This window comes from Bradyrhizobium sacchari, from assembly GCF_002068095.1.
Lineage (GTDB): Bacteria > Pseudomonadota > Alphaproteobacteria > Rhizobiales > Xanthobacteraceae > Bradyrhizobium > Bradyrhizobium sacchari.
In genome coordinates this window covers 560,671-575,853 of the sequence record NZ_LWIG01000001.1, presented here as the reverse complement: position 1 = coordinate 575,853, position 15,183 = coordinate 560,671, and the positions used below count along the sequence as shown (strand labels likewise).

The window sequence follows — 15,183 nt, the reverse complement described above, 5'->3', positions numbered from 1 at the left end:
GGGGCGCGCTACTTGGCGCGAGCCCGGGACCCAGCCACAGGATTGAGTTTGGCGAAGATTCTGAGTTGCCGCCTTCGCTCCACAACCGCTTCCTGCGGTTATGGATTCCGGGCTCGCGCTGCGCGCGCCCCGGAATGACGGGCGAAATGGAATCGGCTATCCTCCGCCCATGGACAACACCGCCCGCATCACCCTCGTGCCGCCGCCTGACCGTCGCCAGTCCGAAACGGCGCTCGCTATCGCGCGCGGCACGGCGCGGCTGCTCCGTTCGCTCGACTTCTCTTGCATCAGCGAATTGCCGCTGCCGTCGGGCCGGCGTGCCGATCTCGTGGCGCTGAACGAGCGCGGCGAGATCTGGATCGTCGAGATCAAATCGTCGGTCGAGGATTTGCGCGCCGACCAGAAATGGCACGAATACCGCGCCCATTGCGACCGGCTGTTCTTCGCCTTCACGCAGGATCTGCCCTGCGAGATTTTTCCTGAAGACACCGGCCTGATCATCGCCGACGCCTACGGCGCGCACATGCATTGCGAAGCACCCGAGCACAAGCTCGCCGCCGCTACGCGCAAGCAGATGACGGTGCGTTTCGGGATGGCAGCGGCCTTGCGGATCAACCGCCTGGTCGATCCGCAGGGACACGCGGATTTCTGGGGGTAGGCCGGGTTCGTGTCCCGGATGCGCCTGCAACGCCGCGCTGCTGCGCAGAGCCGGGACCCGGAAAGCGGCGATTCAAGCTGAGGCATGGGCGCCGGCGCCGCAACGCATTACTTCGTGCTGCGCAGCGTCCGGGGCACGCGGCCGCCCTACGACACCGTTACCTCGGCGCGCGCTTCGCCAAAATGCGCTGCAGCGTGCGGCGGTGCATGTTGAGCCGGCGCGCCGTTTCCGAGACGTTGCGGTTGCACATCTCGTAGATGCGCTGGATGTGCTCCCAGCGCACGCGGTCGGCCGACATCGGGTTGGTCGGCAGCTCGGATTTCTCCGCGCTGGTTGAGAGCAGCGCGGCGACCACGTCGTCGGCATCCGCGGGCTTCGATAGATAATCGATCGCGCCCATCTTCACCGCGGTCACGGCGGTGGCGATGTTGCCATAGCCGGTCAGCACGATCGCGCGTGCATCCGGACGCTTCTTCTTCAGCGCCGAGACGACGTCGAGGCCGTTGCCGTCACCGAGCCGCAAGTCGACGACCGCGAATGCTGGCGCTGCCTTGCCGATCTGCGCAAGGCCGTCCGAGACGGTGTCGCACGACGTCACCGCAAAGCCGCGGGTCTCCATCGCGCGCGACAAGCGCTCCAGAAACGGCTTGTCGTCCTCCACGATGAGAAGTGAGCGGTCGGCCTGTTCATTCAGTTCGGCGATGGCGTTCAAGGTTTTGTCCTCTCTCCTGCACATCTACATATGGCGCCGCAATCGGGCGGCGCCAAGGCCGCCAATGGTCGATCGGGCCTCGCGTGCGACGCAAGGTCGCGGTCTATCCTATTGTTTCTTCGACCGTCTCGATAGCCTCAAAACGGTCTCGCGGCCACGTGATCTGGACCACCGCGCCGTGTTCCGGAAAGATCCGGTTGGTAAACGAGACCTTGGCGCCGGTGCGTTCGAGCAGGGTGCGCGCGATGAACACGCCGAGGCCGAGGCCGCGCCGTTCGCCACCGCCGTCATCCAGGGTACGCCGCCGCGACAGATAGGGCTCGCCGATCCGGTTGAGGATATCGGGCGGAATGCCCGGGCCGTCATCGGAAATCAGCAGCTCGATCGTGTCCTTGTTCCACCAGGCGTTCACCTCGACAGTGGTATGGGCGAAATCGACGGCGTTCTCGACGATGTTGCCGACGCCGTAGAGGATCGCCGGGTTGCGCGAGCCGACCGGCTCGGCGACCGCGGCCACCGCGATCCGCACCTTGATCTCGACGCCGAAATCGCGGTGCGGGGCCACCACCTCCTCGATCAGCTCCGACAGCTTCATGCGGTCGAACGGTGCGCCGGTGGAAGACAGCTGGGTGATCTTGCTGAGGATGTCGCGGCAGCGCTGGGTCTGCTCGCGCAGCGTCTTCAGGTCGGCGGCAAAGCCCGGATCCTTCACCGTCTTTTCCAGCTCGCGCGAGATCAGGAAAATGGTCGCGAGCGGTGTGCCAAGCTCGTGCGCGGCCGCAGCGGCAAGGCCGTCGAGCTGGGTCAGGTGCTGCTCGCGCGTCAGCACCAGCTCGGTCGCGGCCAGCGCGTCCGCGAGCTTGCGTGCCTCCTCGGTCACCTGGAACGAGTAGAGGCTGGTGACGCCGATGGCGAGCACGATCGAGAGCCAGACCCCGACCAGATAGATCGGCGGCAGCACCAGCGGATCGTCGGAATCCCAGGGCAGCGGCAGGTGGAAGAAGAACAGCACCGAGGCGCAGGCGACAGCGAGCAGGCCGAGGCCGAAGGTGAAGCGGGCCGGCAGCGCCGTCGCGGAGATCAGCACGGGCGCGAGAAACAGGAACGAGAACGGGTTCTGCAGGCCTCCGGTGAAGAACAACAGCCCCGCCAGCTCCACGATGTTCAGCGCCAGCAGGCCGGCCGCCTGCATCGGCTCCAGCCGCCGCATCGGATTGGCAACGGTCTGCAGGCCGAGATTCAGCGCGGCCGACAGTGCGATGATGCTGACGCAGGGGACGATCTCGACGTTGAACTCCAGCCCCTGCGCCACGATGAAGATCGCGGCGAGCTGGCCCAGCACGGCGAGCCAGCGCAGCCGCAGGATGGTGTCGAGGCGGATATGCCGCTGCGCGGGGCGAAAGTCGGAAGCGGCAATTTCGGTCATATCGGCCAATGTGGCGGTGCCTTCTCGATCACAAACGCTGGGCCTGCGGAACCACTCCGATTACAAGCCTTGCGCTATCGGCTGCAATAGCAGAAGAACGGCCCAGCATGACCGAGAATGACAAGGCTTCAAGTCGGCCGACTGTCGCGGAGCACGTTTCCTCCGCGGCGATCGCGGTCGAGCACCTCGTCAAGGTCTACAAGCAGACTCTTGCTGTCGACGATATCTCCTTTTCGCTGCCGCGCGGCAGCATCACCGGCCTACTGGGCGGCAACGGCGCCGGCAAGACCACGACCATCGCGATGATCATGGGTCTGGTGCTGCCGACGTCCGGTCGCGTCGAGGTGCTCGGGCATCGCATGCCCGAGGAGAGCGCTGCGGTGCTGGGGCGGATGAATTTCGAGAGCCCCTATGTCGACATGCCGATGCGGCTCACGGTGCGGCAGAACCTCACCATCTTCGGCAAGCTCTATGCGGTGAATCATCTCGCGGACCGCATTGCGAAGCTCGCCGACGATCTCGACCTCAGCGATTTCATCGACCGCGCCAACGGGAAGCTCTCCGCGGGACAGAAGACCCGCGTCGCACTGGCGAAAGCGCTGATCAACCAGCCCGAGCTGCTTTTGCTGGATGAACCGACCGCCTCGCTCGACCCCGACACCGCCGATTGGGTGCGAGGTCACCTGGAACGGTACCGCCGCGACAACAACGCCACCATCCTTCTCGCCTCGCACAACATGCTCGAGGTCGAGCGGCTCTGCGATCGCGTCATCATCATGAAGCGCGGCCGCATCGAGGACGACGACACGCCGGAAGCGATCATGGCCCGCTACAACCGCACCACGCTGGAGGAGGTGTTTCTGGACGTCGCCCGCGGCCGGGTGAACGGTGCGAAGGAGGCGGCAAGATGAGGGAGAAACGGGTGCTCCTTTCGTCATTGCGAGCGAAGCGAAGCAATCCAGAATCGTTCCGCGGAAGGACTCTGGATTGCTTCGTCGCAAGGGCTCCTCGCAATGACGTCTTGGATGGACCGTGCGCGGCATTTCTATCCATGTGCGGAAGGGCGCCATGACCGAGCTCTCCCTCCACCGCGGCATCTCCATCCACCGCATCGGCGCGATGATCCTGCGCTACTGGTACCTGCTGTTGTCGTCCTGGCCGCGGCTCCTCGAGCTCTTGTACTGGCCGGCGCTGCAGGTCATCACCTGGGGCTTCATCCAGTATTACATCGCGCAAAATGCCAGCTTCTTCGCGCGCGCCGGCGGCACCCTGATCGGTGCCGTCATCCTCTGGGACATCCTGTTCCGCGGCCAGCTCGGCTTCTCCATCTCGTTTCTGGAAGAGATGTGGGCGCGCAACCTCGGTAACCTCATGATGAGCCCCTTGAAGCCCATCGAGTTTCTGTTGTCGCTGACGGTCATGAGCCTGATCCGGCTCGCCATCGGCATCGTCCCGATGACGCTGCTCGCACTGTTCCTGTTTCACTTCAACGTCTATGCGCTCGGCCTGCCGCTGATCGCCTTCTTCTGCAATCTGATCTTCACCAGCTGGTCGGTCGGCATCTTCGTTTCGGGGCTGGTGCTGCGGCACGGTCTTGGCGCCGAGAGCATCGTCTGGACCTTGATGTTCGCGATCATGCCGCTCGCCTGCATCTACTATCCCGTCAGCGTGCTGCCGGTCTGGCTGCAATATGTCGCCTGGGCGCTGCCGCCGACCTATGTGTTCGAGGGAATGCGCGCGCTGCTGAGCGAGAACAGCTTCAGGATCGATCTGATGCTGGAGGCGTTGGCCATCAATGCTGTACTTCTGGTTGCTTCTTTTTGGGCATTCCTTGCCCTTTTGCGCAGCGCCAAAAAGCACGGCTCACTGCTTTCGGCCGGTGAATAACGTCACTTTCTCGTGGATTCAGGCTGATTTAGCCGCCTCCGTTCCGTAGATGTACGGAACCATGCATTGACGCAATATTACGCATTCGGCAGTATGCTGCGATGCGAAGAGGATACTAGCGATGCCTATTGGTGAGTTTGGCGGCGCCCCGCCCCTGGCTGCAGAAGGCAGTCCGGTCCTGACGACGCCGATGTACTGGATGTACGAGATGGCCCACGCCTCTCTCAATCCGGCCCGTGCAGTCACCGACGCGACGAAGCTGCTGTTTCAGAATCCCCTCAATCCCTGGGCCCGTACCGAGGTCGGCAAGTCGGTCGCCGCGGCCTGCGAATTGTTCGAACGCACCACGCGCCGCTACGGCAAGCCGGAATGGGGCCTCGACGACACCGAGGTCAACGGCCTCCGCGTCCCCGTCGAGATCCGTTCGGTCTGGGAAAAGCCGTTCTGCCGGCTGCTCTACTTCGATCGCAAGTTTACCCGCCCGCTGCGCAGCCCGCAGCCGCGCGTGCTGATCGTGGCGCCGATGTCCGGCCATTACGCGACGCTGCTGCGCGGCACGGTCGAGGCCTTCCTGCCGGCGCATGAGGTCTACATCACCGACTGGGCCGATGCCCGCATGGTGCCGCTCAGCGAAGGCCGCTTCGATCTCGACGACTACATCGACTACATCATCGAGATGCTGCACGTCCTCGGCGGCAACACCCATGTGATGGCGGTGTGCCAGCCCTCAGTGCCCGTCGTCGCCGCCGTCTCGGTGATGGAAGCGCGGCGCGATCCGTTCGTGCCGACCTCGATGACGCTGATGGGCGGCCCGATCGACACCCGCCGCAATCCGACCGCGGTGAACAACCTCGCCCAGGAGCGCGGCATCGACTGGTTCCGCAACCATGTCATCACCAAGGTGCCGTTCCCGCATCCGGGCATGATGCGCGACGTCTATCCGGGATTTTTGCAGCTGAACGGCTTCATCAGCATGAATCTCGACCGGCACATGGACGCCCACAAGCAGCTGTTCGCCAATCTGGTGAAGGGCGATGGCGACCTCGTCGACAAGCATCGCGACTTCTATGACGAATATCTCGCGGTGATGGATCTCTCGGCAGAGTATTACCTGCAGACCGTCGACACCGTGTTCGTGAAGCACTCGCTGCCGAAGGGCGAGATGACCCATCGTGGAACCCTTGTCGATCCTTCCAAGGTCACGCGCGTCGCGCTGATGACGGTCGAAGGCGAGAACGACGACATCTCCGGTCTCGGTCAGACCGAAGCGACGCACGGTCTGTGCAGCTCGATCCCCGATCATCGCCGCGTTCATTACGTCCAGAAGGGCGTCGGACATTACGGCGTCTTCAACGGATCGCGTTTCAAGTCGGAGATCGTGCCGCGGATTCATGACTTCATGGTCTCGGCCGCGAATCCCAAGAGCTTGCAGGCTCTCGCAGCCGAATAATCCTGAATTTCGGCTTTCCCGTCGAAATTTCCGCCCCTGTCGGAGCGTCCGGCAGGGGCAAGTTCCCTCCAGATTCGCGGTATTTAGGTAGCGCTATAGGAGTGAGTCCGCCCTCACCCCTTGGGGGTGTCGCATGCGTTCAGCGGGGGCGAAAAAAGCCGGTTCCAACCCCAGTCTGTAGGGTCTCCCGGACGCCAGACCCCTGTATATTGGGCAAATGATTTGTTTTTGCGCCGAGCGCTTTCCCTGGCGGTGGTTATGGCAGAATCCGGGCGAACTCCTGCCCCCCGGACTGACAGACATGGCCACTCGCGCACTCCTTTATCGGCGGCCCCACGAACCGAAGACCCTCGTCATCACCCATGGATCGCAATTCTTTGCGATTCGCTTGCGAAGACACCGCCGAGCCCGTCGTTACACGCTCCGAATTCATCCGAGTGATCGCGAAGCCATCCTCACCATGCCGCCGCGCGGCACGCTGGCCGAGGCAAAAGACTTCGCGACGCGTCACGGCGCCTGGATCGCGGCACGTCTCGGCCGGCTCCCGAAGGCTGCGCCGTTCCAGCCTGGCACGGTGATACCGCTTCGCGGCACGCCCCATCGCATCGTCCATCGTGCCGGTCAGCGTGGCACGGTGTGGACCGAGACGCGCGACAGCGGCGAGCGCATTCTCTGCGTCGCCGGCGGGGTCGAACATGTCGATCGCCGCGTCAGCGATTTCCTCAAGCGCGAGGCGCGCCGCGACCTGCAGCGCTCGGCGGAGGCCTATGCCGCCGAACTCGGCGTCCGCGTCAAGCGCCTGTCGATCCGCGACCAGTCCAGCCGCTGGGGCTCCTGCACCTCGGCCGGTTCGCTGTCGTTCTCCTGGCGCCTGATCCTCGCGCCGCCCTTCGTGCTCGACTACCTCGCCGCGCACGAGGTCGCCCATCTCGTCGAGATGAACCATTCGGCGAGGTTCTGGCGGGTGTGCGGCAAGGTCTGCCCGTCGATGGAACGCGCCAAGAAGTGGCTCGATACACATGGCAACGACCTGCACCGGTATGGGGTCGAGGATTAGGCCTCGCTCGTTTTGTGTGCGGGCGGCCGACTTTCTTTCGTCGTCCCGGCGAAGACCGGGACCCATAGCCGCAGGGAGAAGTTTGGCGAAGGCCAGTTGTTCGGCAGGCCTTCTTTCCGCGATCGATAGATCATGCGGTATGGGTCCGGCCTTCGCCGGGACGACACTGAGGCTGGAGCAAGAGATCGTCTCCACACTCACGCACTGAAATCCGCACTTGTCCCCGCTTGCGCGCGTGAGGCCGCATACGACGCCTGCTGCTGCGCGGTCGCCCTTTGCCCCTCGGCCAGCATCGCCTGGAACGCGGCGTCGAGTTGCTCGCGGCTATAGGTCGTGGAGCTGCTCTCACGCGGTGTCCATTGTGATTGCGTGATTGCGGTAGGTGCCTTCTCGACGGTGCCGCCGAGCAGCCTCGCGTAATTGTCGGCCCGCCACTGCGCCAGGTCAGGTCCGCTGAGACCTGGAGGGTCCTCGAGCCTGCCGATCTTGGCGGCCGCTTGATTGGTCATCGCCGAGGACCCGGCATTGTACAGAGTGGCCACCACTTTGCCGTCGACTTTGACCTGAGCATAAATGTTTTGCGGTGCATTGTCGGCGACGACATCTTGGGGTGCATTCGTCTCGTGGGCGATTAGCCAGTGCGTTGCCATGAGGTCGCGCAGGACGGGATCATCCGCCGCTGATATCGGCTTGGCAGTCAGCGGCTTGACTTGGGAGACGTCAATCCGGAAGCCGCTTGTCTCGGCTTGGGTCGTATCCTCTACCACTGGCTGGAGAGCCGGTTTCGCATCTGAAGTGGACATCGATGCGGGCCGCAGATGCGGCAGCGCCGCGCTGGATACACCTGAAATCATGGAACGTTCCCCCGGTGACTCACTCAACCTAGGAGAGCAAAACCCGGGCCGCCGACGGGAGCTTGAAGAGACTGGTGTTTTTGCATTCAGCGAGCTGCTGGCCCCGGCCGATCTTGCCGCGCTAGGCAGGACTTGCCGAAGCGGTGGCACGATATGCGCGGGCGATGACAGCGGAGAGCGAGGCAGCATTTCGCGCGCTTCTTGTCGGACGCCGCGACGATTGCGCCGGCCGCCTGATTCGTCCCATCGCATCAAGCGCTTCGAACGATCAACCCAACGTCACGCCTGACGTCGCGTTCTACTGTGCATGGGGTTGTTTTCGCAGTTTTTGTTTTGGGGCCACGGAAGCCTCGAACCGAAGCTAGCGGTTCCCGCCAAATAGCCGGTCCATCAGCCAGCCATCGAGCCCGGCCGCGGCCTCCGGCCGCGCATTGGCGCGCGTGGGCGGCGGGCGATAGCCGCCGTTGCTCGCCGGTGCCGGTCCGGTCGCTGGCGCAGCCGGCGGCGACACCTGCGAGGCCGCCTGCGCGAGGTTCGACAGGCCCCAGCCGCCCGGTGAGCTCGGTAAGTTCGCCACCGGCACGCCCTCGTGCGCCGTCTTCATGAAGCGCGACCAGACTTCCACGGGCAGGCCGCCGCCGGTGGCCTTCTTGGTCGGTGAGTTGTCGTCATTGCCGAGCCAGACGCCGGTGACGAGGTTGGCGGTGTAGCCGATGAACCAGGCGTCGCGGTAATCCTGGCTGGTCCCGGTCTTGCCGGCCGCCGGCCAGCCGGGGATCTCCGCCTTCTTGGCGGTGCCTGAAATCAGCGTCTCCCGCATCATCGCATTCATCATGCCGACATAGCGGGGGTCGATGACCGGATTCCGCTCCTCGGGCTGGCGCATGTAAAGCAGCTTGCCGCCGAGCGTCCGGATCCGCGTGACAACGTGCGGGGCCACCGCAAAGCCGCCATTGGCGAACGGCGCATAGGCACCGACCAGCTCGACCACCGAGACTTCGGAGGTGCCGAGCGCGATCGAGGCGTTGGGCTCGAGCTTGGAGGAGATGCCGAGCCGGTGCGCGGTGCGCACCACGTTCTTCGGCCCGACCTCGAGGCCAAGGCGGATCGCCACCGTGTTGAGCGACATGGCGAGCGCCTGCGTCAGCGTCACCGCGCCGAAATATTCGTGGGTGTAGTTCTCGGGCTTCCAGCCCTTGACCTCGATCGGTGCGTCCTGGCGCACCGTGTCGGGCGTCAACCCCTGCTCGAGTGCGGTCAGGTACACGAACGGCTTGAATGAGGAGCCCGGCTGGCGCCTGGCGGTGACCGCGCGGTTGTACTGGCTCTCGGAATAGTTCCGCCCGCCGACCATGGCGCGCACGGCGCCGTCGGGCGTCATCGCCACCAGCGCACCCTGGCTGACATTGAACTTCACGCTCTTGGCCGCGAGCTCGTCGATGATGGCGGCTTCCGCCACGCCCTGCAGCTTCGGATCGATCGTGGTCTCGACCTTGATGCTCTCGTCGATCTGTCCGACCAGATCGTCCAGCACCTCGCCGATCCAGTCGGCGACGTAGTTGACCGTGCCGGCGCCGGCCGGCTTCACATTGTAGGAGGGGTGGCCGATCGAGGCCTGCGCCTGCGCTTCGGTGATGAACTTCGCATCCGCCATCGCCGTGAGCACGATCTGCGCGCGCGCTTCGGCGCCCTCGGGGTTGCGGTTGGGCGCAAGGCGCGAGGGCGATTTGACGAGGCCGGCGAGCATCGCGGCCTCAGCGACGGTGACGTTCCGCGCCGACTTGCCGAAATACTTCTGCGCGGCGGCCTCGACGCCGTAGGCGCCGGAGCCGAAATAGACGCGGTTGAGATAGAGCTCCAGGATCTCGTCCTTGGAGTGCTTGCGCTCCAGCCAGATCGCGAGCTCGACCTCCTGCAGCTTGCGCTGCATGGTGCGCTCCTGGGTCAGGAACAGGTTTTTCGCGAGCTGCTGCGTCAAGGTCGAGCCGCCCTGCGACACGCCGCGATGGAGCACGTTGGTGACGAGCGCGCGCAGGATGCCGACAGGGTCGATGCCGAAATGCGAATAGAAGCGGCGATCCTCGATGGCGATGAACGCCTTTGGCAGATACGGCGGCAAATCCTTCAGCGCGATATTGGCCCCGGCCATCTCGCCGCGTTGGGCCAGCAGGCTGCCGTCGATGCCGACGATCTGGATCGTCGGCGGCCGCTTGGGAATTTCCAGCGACTGGATCGGCGGCAGGTGGGCGCCGACATAAATCACGACGCCGATCACGGCGATGACGCCCCACAGGCTCAGCACCGCGCCCCAGTAGACAAGGCGGCCGAGGCTGGCGCCGAAGCGCGACTTCGAGCGCCGCTTGGCGCCGCTACGGCTCGGTTGCGCCTTCCGCTCGCGCGGCGGCTCGTCGTCAGGGTCTTCAGCTTTGCGCTTGGCGGATGATTTCGTTGATTTCTTCGGCTTGTCCTCGCCGCCGGGAATGCGGTCCGCGGCCGTGAGGCGCAGCTCGGCGAGCGCTGCAGGCAAGCCGAACAGCGGCTCCTTCCGCCCACCCTTCTTCTTTCCCCACGCCATACGCAAATACGCCCGGTCAGCCCGCCCCGCCGCACGCTAGCGGTCGCTGTTTAAGGCCGGGTTACCCCGGCGTTAACGCGCGATTAGGAGATGCGGCATTCGCCCGCCGCAGTTCCGCTTGCAGGGCGGCAAGGATAGGATCGCCGGCATATAGCAAGAGGGAACTCACGAAGGGAGCACGCATGGGTCACATCGATCCGACCAAGGAAATCTTCGCGCAATTCCGGGAGAACGATCGCCCGGGCCCGATCCACATGCTCAACCTGGTGCGCTTGCGGAAGCAAGCCGCCTACCCCGACGGCCGCAAGGCCAGCGGCGCGGAAGCCTATGCCGCCTATGGCCGCGAAAGCGGCCCGGTGTTCGAACGTCTCGGCGGCCGCATCGTCTGGCAGGGCAAATTCGAGCTGATGCTGATCGGTCCGCAGGACGAGCGCTGGGACCATTGCTTCATCGCCGAATATCCGAGCGTTGCCGCCTTCGTCGAGATGATCCGCGATCCCGTCTATCGCGAAGCGGTGAAACATCGCCAGGCGGCGGTGGAGGACTCGCGGCTGATCCGGCACGCGGTGCTGCCGGTCGGCAAGAATTTCGGGGAGATACCGACCTGATTGCCGTGGAGGGAATCTCGCTGTCATGGCCGGGCTTGACCCGGCCATCCACGGTCTCTTGCTCAGTCATTCCGGGGCGGCTCGAAGAGCCGAACCCCGGAACCTCGAGATTCTCAGGTGCGCAGTTGCACCATAGTTCGACGCTGTCGCATCGCCCCGGAACGACCGCGAGAGAAACTAACCCGCCGGTCCCCCATCCTCGAGGATCGGGCCGAACAGCTCCCAGCGCTCGCCGTTGAACATCATCATCTGAAGCTGCTTGTTGACGCGGTCGTCGGTCGCCGAGGTGTTGGCCTTGATGCCGGGCAGGGCGATGTCGCTGGTGACGTCCTTCGAGGACGCCGCCTGCTTCATGACGTTCTCGCGCGTCAGATCGTCACCGCATTGCTTCAGCACGTGGGCGAGGAGCTGGCATAACCCACCGCTTCTGTTGCCACGAAAGATAAAGAGGCGGGTTGCGCCCCGGCGGATCGCGCTTTGCGCATCCGCGGGGCTAACCCACCTACCAATCGCTAACCCGACGGGCCGGTGTCCTCGATGATCGGGCCGAACAGCTCCCAGCGTTCGCCGTTGAACTTCATCATCTGCATCTGCTTGTTGACGCGGAAGTCGTTCGGGCCAGTGTTGATCTTGATGCCGGGCAACGCGAGGCTTGGCGTATAGCCCTTGATGTTGGCGACCTGCTTCATGACGTTCTCGCGCGTGAGGTCGTCGCCGCATTGCTTCAGCACCTGCGTCAGCAATTCGGCCACCGAATAGGCATAGGTGTTGACGGTGTTGAGCTTGTCGCCCTCCGGGAAATACTTGTCCATGAAGGCGAAGAAGGCCTTCACGCCCGGATCGTCCTTCCACTGCGGATCACCCGGCTCTTTGCCGTACTGGGTCGAGATGATGCCCTTGGAGATGTCGAGGCCGGCCGGCTTCAGTGTCGCCGAGATCGGGCTCGCATTGATGTCGAGGATGTGCACCGGCGTCCAGCCGAGGTCGGCGAGCTTCTTGATCGCCTGTGCCGCGAATTTCGGCGTCGAGGCATCGAAGAACACGTCGACCCCCATCGACTTCAGCTTGACCACCTGCGAATCGACCGTCGGGTCGGTGACCTCGTAGGAGACTTCGCCGACGATCATGCTGGCGGCCTTGTCGCCGAGGCCGCTTTTGAGGCCCGCGAGATAGTCGCGCCCCATGTCGTCGTTCTGGTAGAGCACGCCGATCTTGGCGTTGGGATGCTCCTTGAGGATGTATTTGGCGTAGATGCGTCCCTCGGACACGTAGTTGGGATTGTAGGCGATGGTCCAGGGATAGTTCTGCGGATCGTTGAAGCGCGCCGCGCCCGTGGAAGCCAGAAGCTGCGGCACCTTCTTGCCGTTGAGATATTTCTGCACGGCGGCGTTGGCCGCGGTGCCGATCAGCTGGAACGTGAACAGGACCTCGTCGCCTTCGACCAGCTTGCGCACCTGTTCCACCGTCTTCGGCGGTGAATAGGCGTCGTCATACTGGATCAGGTTGATCTTGCGGCCGTTGATGCCGCCCTGGTCATTGATCATCTTGAAATAGGCGGCCTGGGTCTTGCCGATATTGGCATAGACCGAGTAGGCGCCGGAGAATGGCACGGTCTGGCCGATCTTGATCTCGGTGTCGCTCGCGCCGGTGTCGTATTTCTTCTGGGCGAGTGCCTGGCTGGCGGAGAACGCGAAGGCAAGCGCCACCGTGGCAGCTAGAAAGACTCTGCGATTGCTCATGTTGGATTGTTCCTCCTGACGGAATTTTCGACCGATGGTCTTTTCCGTTGATTGCAACGGTCGCCATCGCTGCCGAAGATTGTGGAGGAAGGGCAGCCGCCGCGCAAGGATCGCGGCGCTGCGCCGAAGCGTCTCAGGCGAGAAACAATGCAACCAACGCGAACGCCGCCGGCATTGCCTGCACGATCAGGATGCGCGTGCTGACGGTCGCCGCACCATAGGCGCCGGCGACGATCACGCAGAGCAGGAAGAACACCTTGATCTGGAATGCGAAGGCCGGGTTGCCTTGAACGAGGCCCCAGATCAGGCCAGCGACCAGGAAACCGTTATAGAGGCCCTGATTGGCGGCTAGCACCTTGGTGATCTCGGCCTTCTCAGGCGTGTTGCGAAACACTTTCAAGCCCGTCGGCTTGTCCCAGAGGAACATCTCCAGGATGAGGAAGTAGGCATGCAGTGCGGCGACCAGCGCCACCAGGACATTGGCGATCAGATTCAAAGTGAGCTCCCCCAAAAGCGTCAGCTTTCGGGTGGACGCTAGCATGGCCGCCATGGCAAGTGCGATGGCTGTGTTTCGATTGCCTGGTGCCGCAATGCCCGCTCGATCAACCAAGATGCCTGAACGCCTCGGCCTCGACCGCATCGCGACGCCGATCGGGACCGCGCTGTTGGTCACCGATGCCGATGGCAATCTACGGGCGCTCGACTGGCATGATTACGAGCATCGCATGCGCGAGCTGCTGCGCCTGCATTACGGTCCTGTCGATTTGACCGACCAGCCGGCGCCGGCCGGGATGCGGACTGCGCTGTCGAGCTATTTCGAAGGCGATCTCGGCCAGCTTGCAGGCGTCGCATGGCGCATCGCCGGCACGCCGTTCCAGCAAAAAGTCTGGACCGCGCTTGCCAAAATCCCCGTTGGCACCACGCTGAGCTACGGCACGCTCGCGGCAAAGATCGGCATGCCAAAAGCCATTCGCGCCGTCGGCCATGCCAACGGCTCCAACCCCATTAGCGTGGTGCTGCCCTGCCATCGCCTGATCGGCGCCGACGGCTCGCTGGTGAAATATGGCGGAGGCCTCGAGCGCAAGCGCTGGCTGCTGCGGCACGAGGGTGTCGAGGTTTGAAGACTCGCCCCGGAATGACGGCGGGGTTCACGCCGCCGGCTGAACCGCCTTGTCGCCGGCCATCACATGGGTCAGCGCGCTCTTGATCGCGGACTGCCGCGTCGGCGCGTTGATCTGCGCGCCGAGGAGATCGGTGACGTAGAACACGTCGCGGGCGCGTTCGCCGAAGGTCGCGACATGGGCCGAGGCGATGTTGAGATTGAGCTTCGAGATCGCGGTGGTCAGCTCGTAGAGCAGGCCGGGGCGGTCGAGGCCCGAGACCTCGATCACGGTGTAGCGGTCCGACCATTGATTGTTGATGGTCACTTCCGGCTCGATCACGAAGGGCTTTGCCTTGCTGCGCACGGTGCGCCGCGCCACCACTTCGGGCAGGCGGAGCTTGCCTTCCAGCACGTCCTCGATCATCTCGCCGATGCGCGTGGCGCGCCGTCCCTCGTCCTCGTCGCGGTCGTATTCCCTGGAGATCGAGATGGTGTCGAGCGCACGGCCGTCGGTCGTGGTGTAGATCTGGGCGTCGACGATGTTGGCACCGGCCGAGGCGCAGGCACCCGCAATGATCGACAGCAGCCAGGGATGGTCGGCGGCGAAGATCGTGAGCTCGGTGACGCCGCGCACCTCGTCGAAGCCGACATTGATCGCGAGCTTGTGGCCGGCCTGCTCGCTGGAACGGACGAAGCGGGCGTGACGGATTTTCCGCGGCAGCTCGACCTTGAGCCAGTAGGCCGGATAGTGCCGGCCGATATAGGCATCGAGCTCGTCCTTCGGCCATTCGGCGAAGGCCATGCGGAATTCGGCATGCGCGGCCGCGAGGCGTTTGCCGCGGTCGACTTCCGAGAAGCCGCCGGTGAGCACCGGCTCGGTCTCGTAGTACAGCGAGCGCAGCAGCTGCGCCTTCCAGCCGTTCCACACGCCGGGGCCGACGCCGCGGATGTCGGCGGTGGTGAGGATCGTCAGCAGCTTCATCTGCTCGACCGACTGCACCACGGCGGCAAAATTCTCGATGGTCTTGCGATCCGACAGGTCGCGCGACTGCGCGACCGTGGACATCGTCAGATGCTCCTCGATCAGCCAGGCAACGAGCTCGGTGTCGGCGGGG

The 15,183-nt window shown here is 64.1% G+C and carries 13 protein-coding genes and 2 pseudogenes; 7 read left to right on the top strand and 8 right to left on the bottom strand.

Annotation, left to right across the window (positions count from 1 at the left end):
• Nucleotides 1-169 precede the first annotated feature (169 nt).
• Complete coding sequence (locus A5906_RS02630) at nt 170-658, top strand: MmcB family DNA repair protein (RefSeq protein WP_080134037.1); 489 nt, start codon at nt 170-172, stop codon at nt 656-658.
• A 157-nt stretch (nt 659-815) separates the two neighbouring features.
• On the opposite strand, the gene A5906_RS02625 is transcribed toward A5906_RS02630, so the two are convergent.
• Both A5906_RS02625 and A5906_RS02620 read right to left on the bottom strand, forming a co-directional pair.
• Complete coding sequence (locus tag A5906_RS02625) at nt 816-1,370, bottom strand: ActR/PrrA/RegA family redox response regulator transcription factor (RefSeq protein ID WP_027563303.1); 555 nt, start codon at nt 1,368-1,370, stop codon at nt 816-818.
• Nucleotides 1,371-1,473: 103 nt separating this feature from the next.
• Nucleotides 1,474-2,796: an ActS/PrrB/RegB family redox-sensitive histidine kinase gene (locus A5906_RS02620; RefSeq protein WP_080133690.1), complete on the bottom strand. Its 1,323-nt coding sequence runs from the start codon at nt 2,794-2,796 to the stop codon at nt 1,474-1,476.
• A 107-nt stretch (nt 2,797-2,903) separates the two neighbouring features.
• Here A5906_RS02620 and A5906_RS02615 point away from each other — a divergent pair, with 107 nt between their 5' ends.
• The 4 genes from A5906_RS02615 (at nt 2,904) to A5906_RS02600 (ending at nt 7,190) form a co-directional block, all read left to right on the top strand.
• Entirely contained in the window at nt 2,904-3,707 is an 804-nt protein-coding gene (locus tag A5906_RS02615) for an ABC transporter ATP-binding protein (protein WP_080133689.1), read from the top strand.
• Nucleotides 3,708-3,864: 157 nt separating this feature from the next.
• Nucleotides 3,865-4,683, top strand: a complete 819-nt coding sequence (locus A5906_RS02610; protein WP_080133688.1) for an ABC transporter permease — start codon at nt 3,865-3,867, stop codon at nt 4,681-4,683.
• Between the two features lie 121 nt (nt 4,684-4,804).
• Nucleotides 4,805-6,133 (top strand): polyhydroxyalkanoate depolymerase, encoded by a 1,329-nt coding sequence (locus tag A5906_RS02605; RefSeq protein ID WP_080133687.1) that lies wholly within the window; start codon nt 4,805-4,807, stop codon nt 6,131-6,133.
• 217 nt (nt 6,134-6,350) lie between these two features.
• Nucleotides 6,351-7,190 (top strand): M48 family metallopeptidase, encoded by an 840-nt coding sequence (locus tag A5906_RS02600; protein WP_080133686.1) that lies wholly within the window; start codon nt 6,351-6,353, stop codon nt 7,188-7,190.
• Nucleotides 7,191-7,387: 197 nt separating this feature from the next.
• On the opposite strand, the gene A5906_RS02595 is transcribed toward A5906_RS02600, so the two are convergent.
• Nucleotides 7,388-8,044: a hypothetical protein gene (locus A5906_RS02595; protein ID WP_136614900.1), complete on the bottom strand. Its 657-nt coding sequence runs from the start codon at nt 8,042-8,044 to the stop codon at nt 7,388-7,390.
• A 361-nt stretch (nt 8,045-8,405) separates the two neighbouring features.
• Nucleotides 8,406-10,619 carry a transglycosylase domain-containing protein gene (locus tag A5906_RS02590; protein ID WP_080133684.1) on the bottom strand — a complete coding sequence of 738 codons (2,214 nt, stop codon included), beginning with the start codon at nt 10,617-10,619 and terminating at the stop codon, nt 8,406-8,408.
• 182 nt (nt 10,620-10,801) lie between these two features.
• Here A5906_RS02590 and A5906_RS02585 point away from each other — a divergent pair, with 182 nt between their 5' ends.
• Nucleotides 10,802-11,227 (top strand): DUF1330 domain-containing protein, encoded by a 426-nt coding sequence (locus A5906_RS02585; protein ID WP_080133683.1) that lies wholly within the window; start codon nt 10,802-10,804, stop codon nt 11,225-11,227.
• Nucleotides 11,228-11,404: 177 nt separating this feature from the next.
• On the opposite strand, the pseudogene A5906_RS02580 reads toward A5906_RS02585, so the two are convergent.
• The 3 genes and pseudogenes from A5906_RS02580 to A5906_RS02570 all read right to left on the bottom strand — a co-directional run.
• Nucleotides 11,405-11,638, bottom strand: a pseudogene (locus A5906_RS02580) (ABC transporter substrate-binding protein); the annotation flags it as partial.
• Nucleotides 11,639-11,739: 101 nt separating this feature from the next.
• Complete coding sequence (locus tag A5906_RS02575; protein WP_080133682.1) at nt 11,740-12,966, bottom strand: ABC transporter substrate-binding protein; 1,227 nt, start codon at nt 12,964-12,966, stop codon at nt 11,740-11,742.
• A 133-nt stretch (nt 12,967-13,099) separates the two neighbouring features.
• Nucleotides 13,100-13,507 (bottom strand): DUF1304 domain-containing protein, encoded by a 408-nt coding sequence (locus A5906_RS02570; RefSeq protein WP_167523469.1) that lies wholly within the window; start codon nt 13,505-13,507, stop codon nt 13,100-13,102.
• Between the two features lie 49 nt (nt 13,508-13,556).
• Here A5906_RS02570 and A5906_RS02565 point away from each other — a divergent pair, with 49 nt between their 5' ends.
• Nucleotides 13,557-14,087 (top strand): methylated-DNA--[protein]-cysteine S-methyltransferase, encoded by a 531-nt coding sequence (locus tag A5906_RS02565; protein ID WP_080133680.1) that lies wholly within the window; start codon nt 13,557-13,559, stop codon nt 14,085-14,087.
• A gap of 27 nt (nt 14,088-14,114) precedes the next feature.
• On the opposite strand, the pseudogene A5906_RS43700 reads toward A5906_RS02565, so the two are convergent.
• A pseudogene (locus tag A5906_RS43700) lies at nt 14,115-15,183 on the bottom strand (ACT domain-containing protein); the annotation flags it as partial.

Bases quoted from the DNA above. Each gene is read 5' to 3' on its own strand.
- A5906_RS02630 (WP_080134037.1), top strand. From the start codon at position 170: ATGGACAACACCGCCCGCATCACCCTCGTGCCGCCGCCTGACCGTCGC.
- A5906_RS02620 (WP_080133690.1), bottom strand. From the start codon at position 2,796: ATGACCGAAATTGCCGCTTCCGACTTTCGCCCCGCGCAGCGGCATATC.
- A5906_RS02615 (WP_080133689.1), top strand. From the start codon at position 2,904: ATGACCGAGAATGACAAGGCTTCAAGTCGGCCGACTGTCGCGGAGCAC.
- A5906_RS02610 (WP_080133688.1), top strand. From the start codon at position 3,865: ATGACCGAGCTCTCCCTCCACCGCGGCATCTCCATCCACCGCATCGGC.
- A5906_RS02605 (WP_080133687.1), top strand. From the start codon at position 4,805: ATGCCTATTGGTGAGTTTGGCGGCGCCCCGCCCCTGGCTGCAGAAGGC.
- A5906_RS02600 (WP_080133686.1), top strand. From the start codon at position 6,351: ATGATTTGTTTTTGCGCCGAGCGCTTTCCCTGGCGGTGGTTATGGCAG.
- A5906_RS02595 (WP_136614900.1), bottom strand. From the start codon at position 8,044: ATGATTTCAGGTGTATCCAGCGCGGCGCTGCCGCATCTGCGGCCCGCA.
- A5906_RS02590 (WP_080133684.1), bottom strand. From the start codon at position 10,619: ATGGCGTGGGGAAAGAAGAAGGGTGGGCGGAAGGAGCCGCTGTTCGGC.
- A5906_RS02585 (WP_080133683.1), top strand. From the start codon at position 10,802: ATGGGTCACATCGATCCGACCAAGGAAATCTTCGCGCAATTCCGGGAG.
- A5906_RS02575 (WP_080133682.1), bottom strand. From the start codon at position 12,966: ATGAGCAATCGCAGAGTCTTTCTAGCTGCCACGGTGGCGCTTGCCTTC.
- A5906_RS02570 (WP_167523469.1), bottom strand. From the start codon at position 13,507: ATGCTAGCGTCCACCCGAAAGCTGACGCTTTTGGGGGAGCTCACTTTG.
- A5906_RS02565 (WP_080133680.1), top strand. From the start codon at position 13,557: ATGCCCGCTCGATCAACCAAGATGCCTGAACGCCTCGGCCTCGACCGC.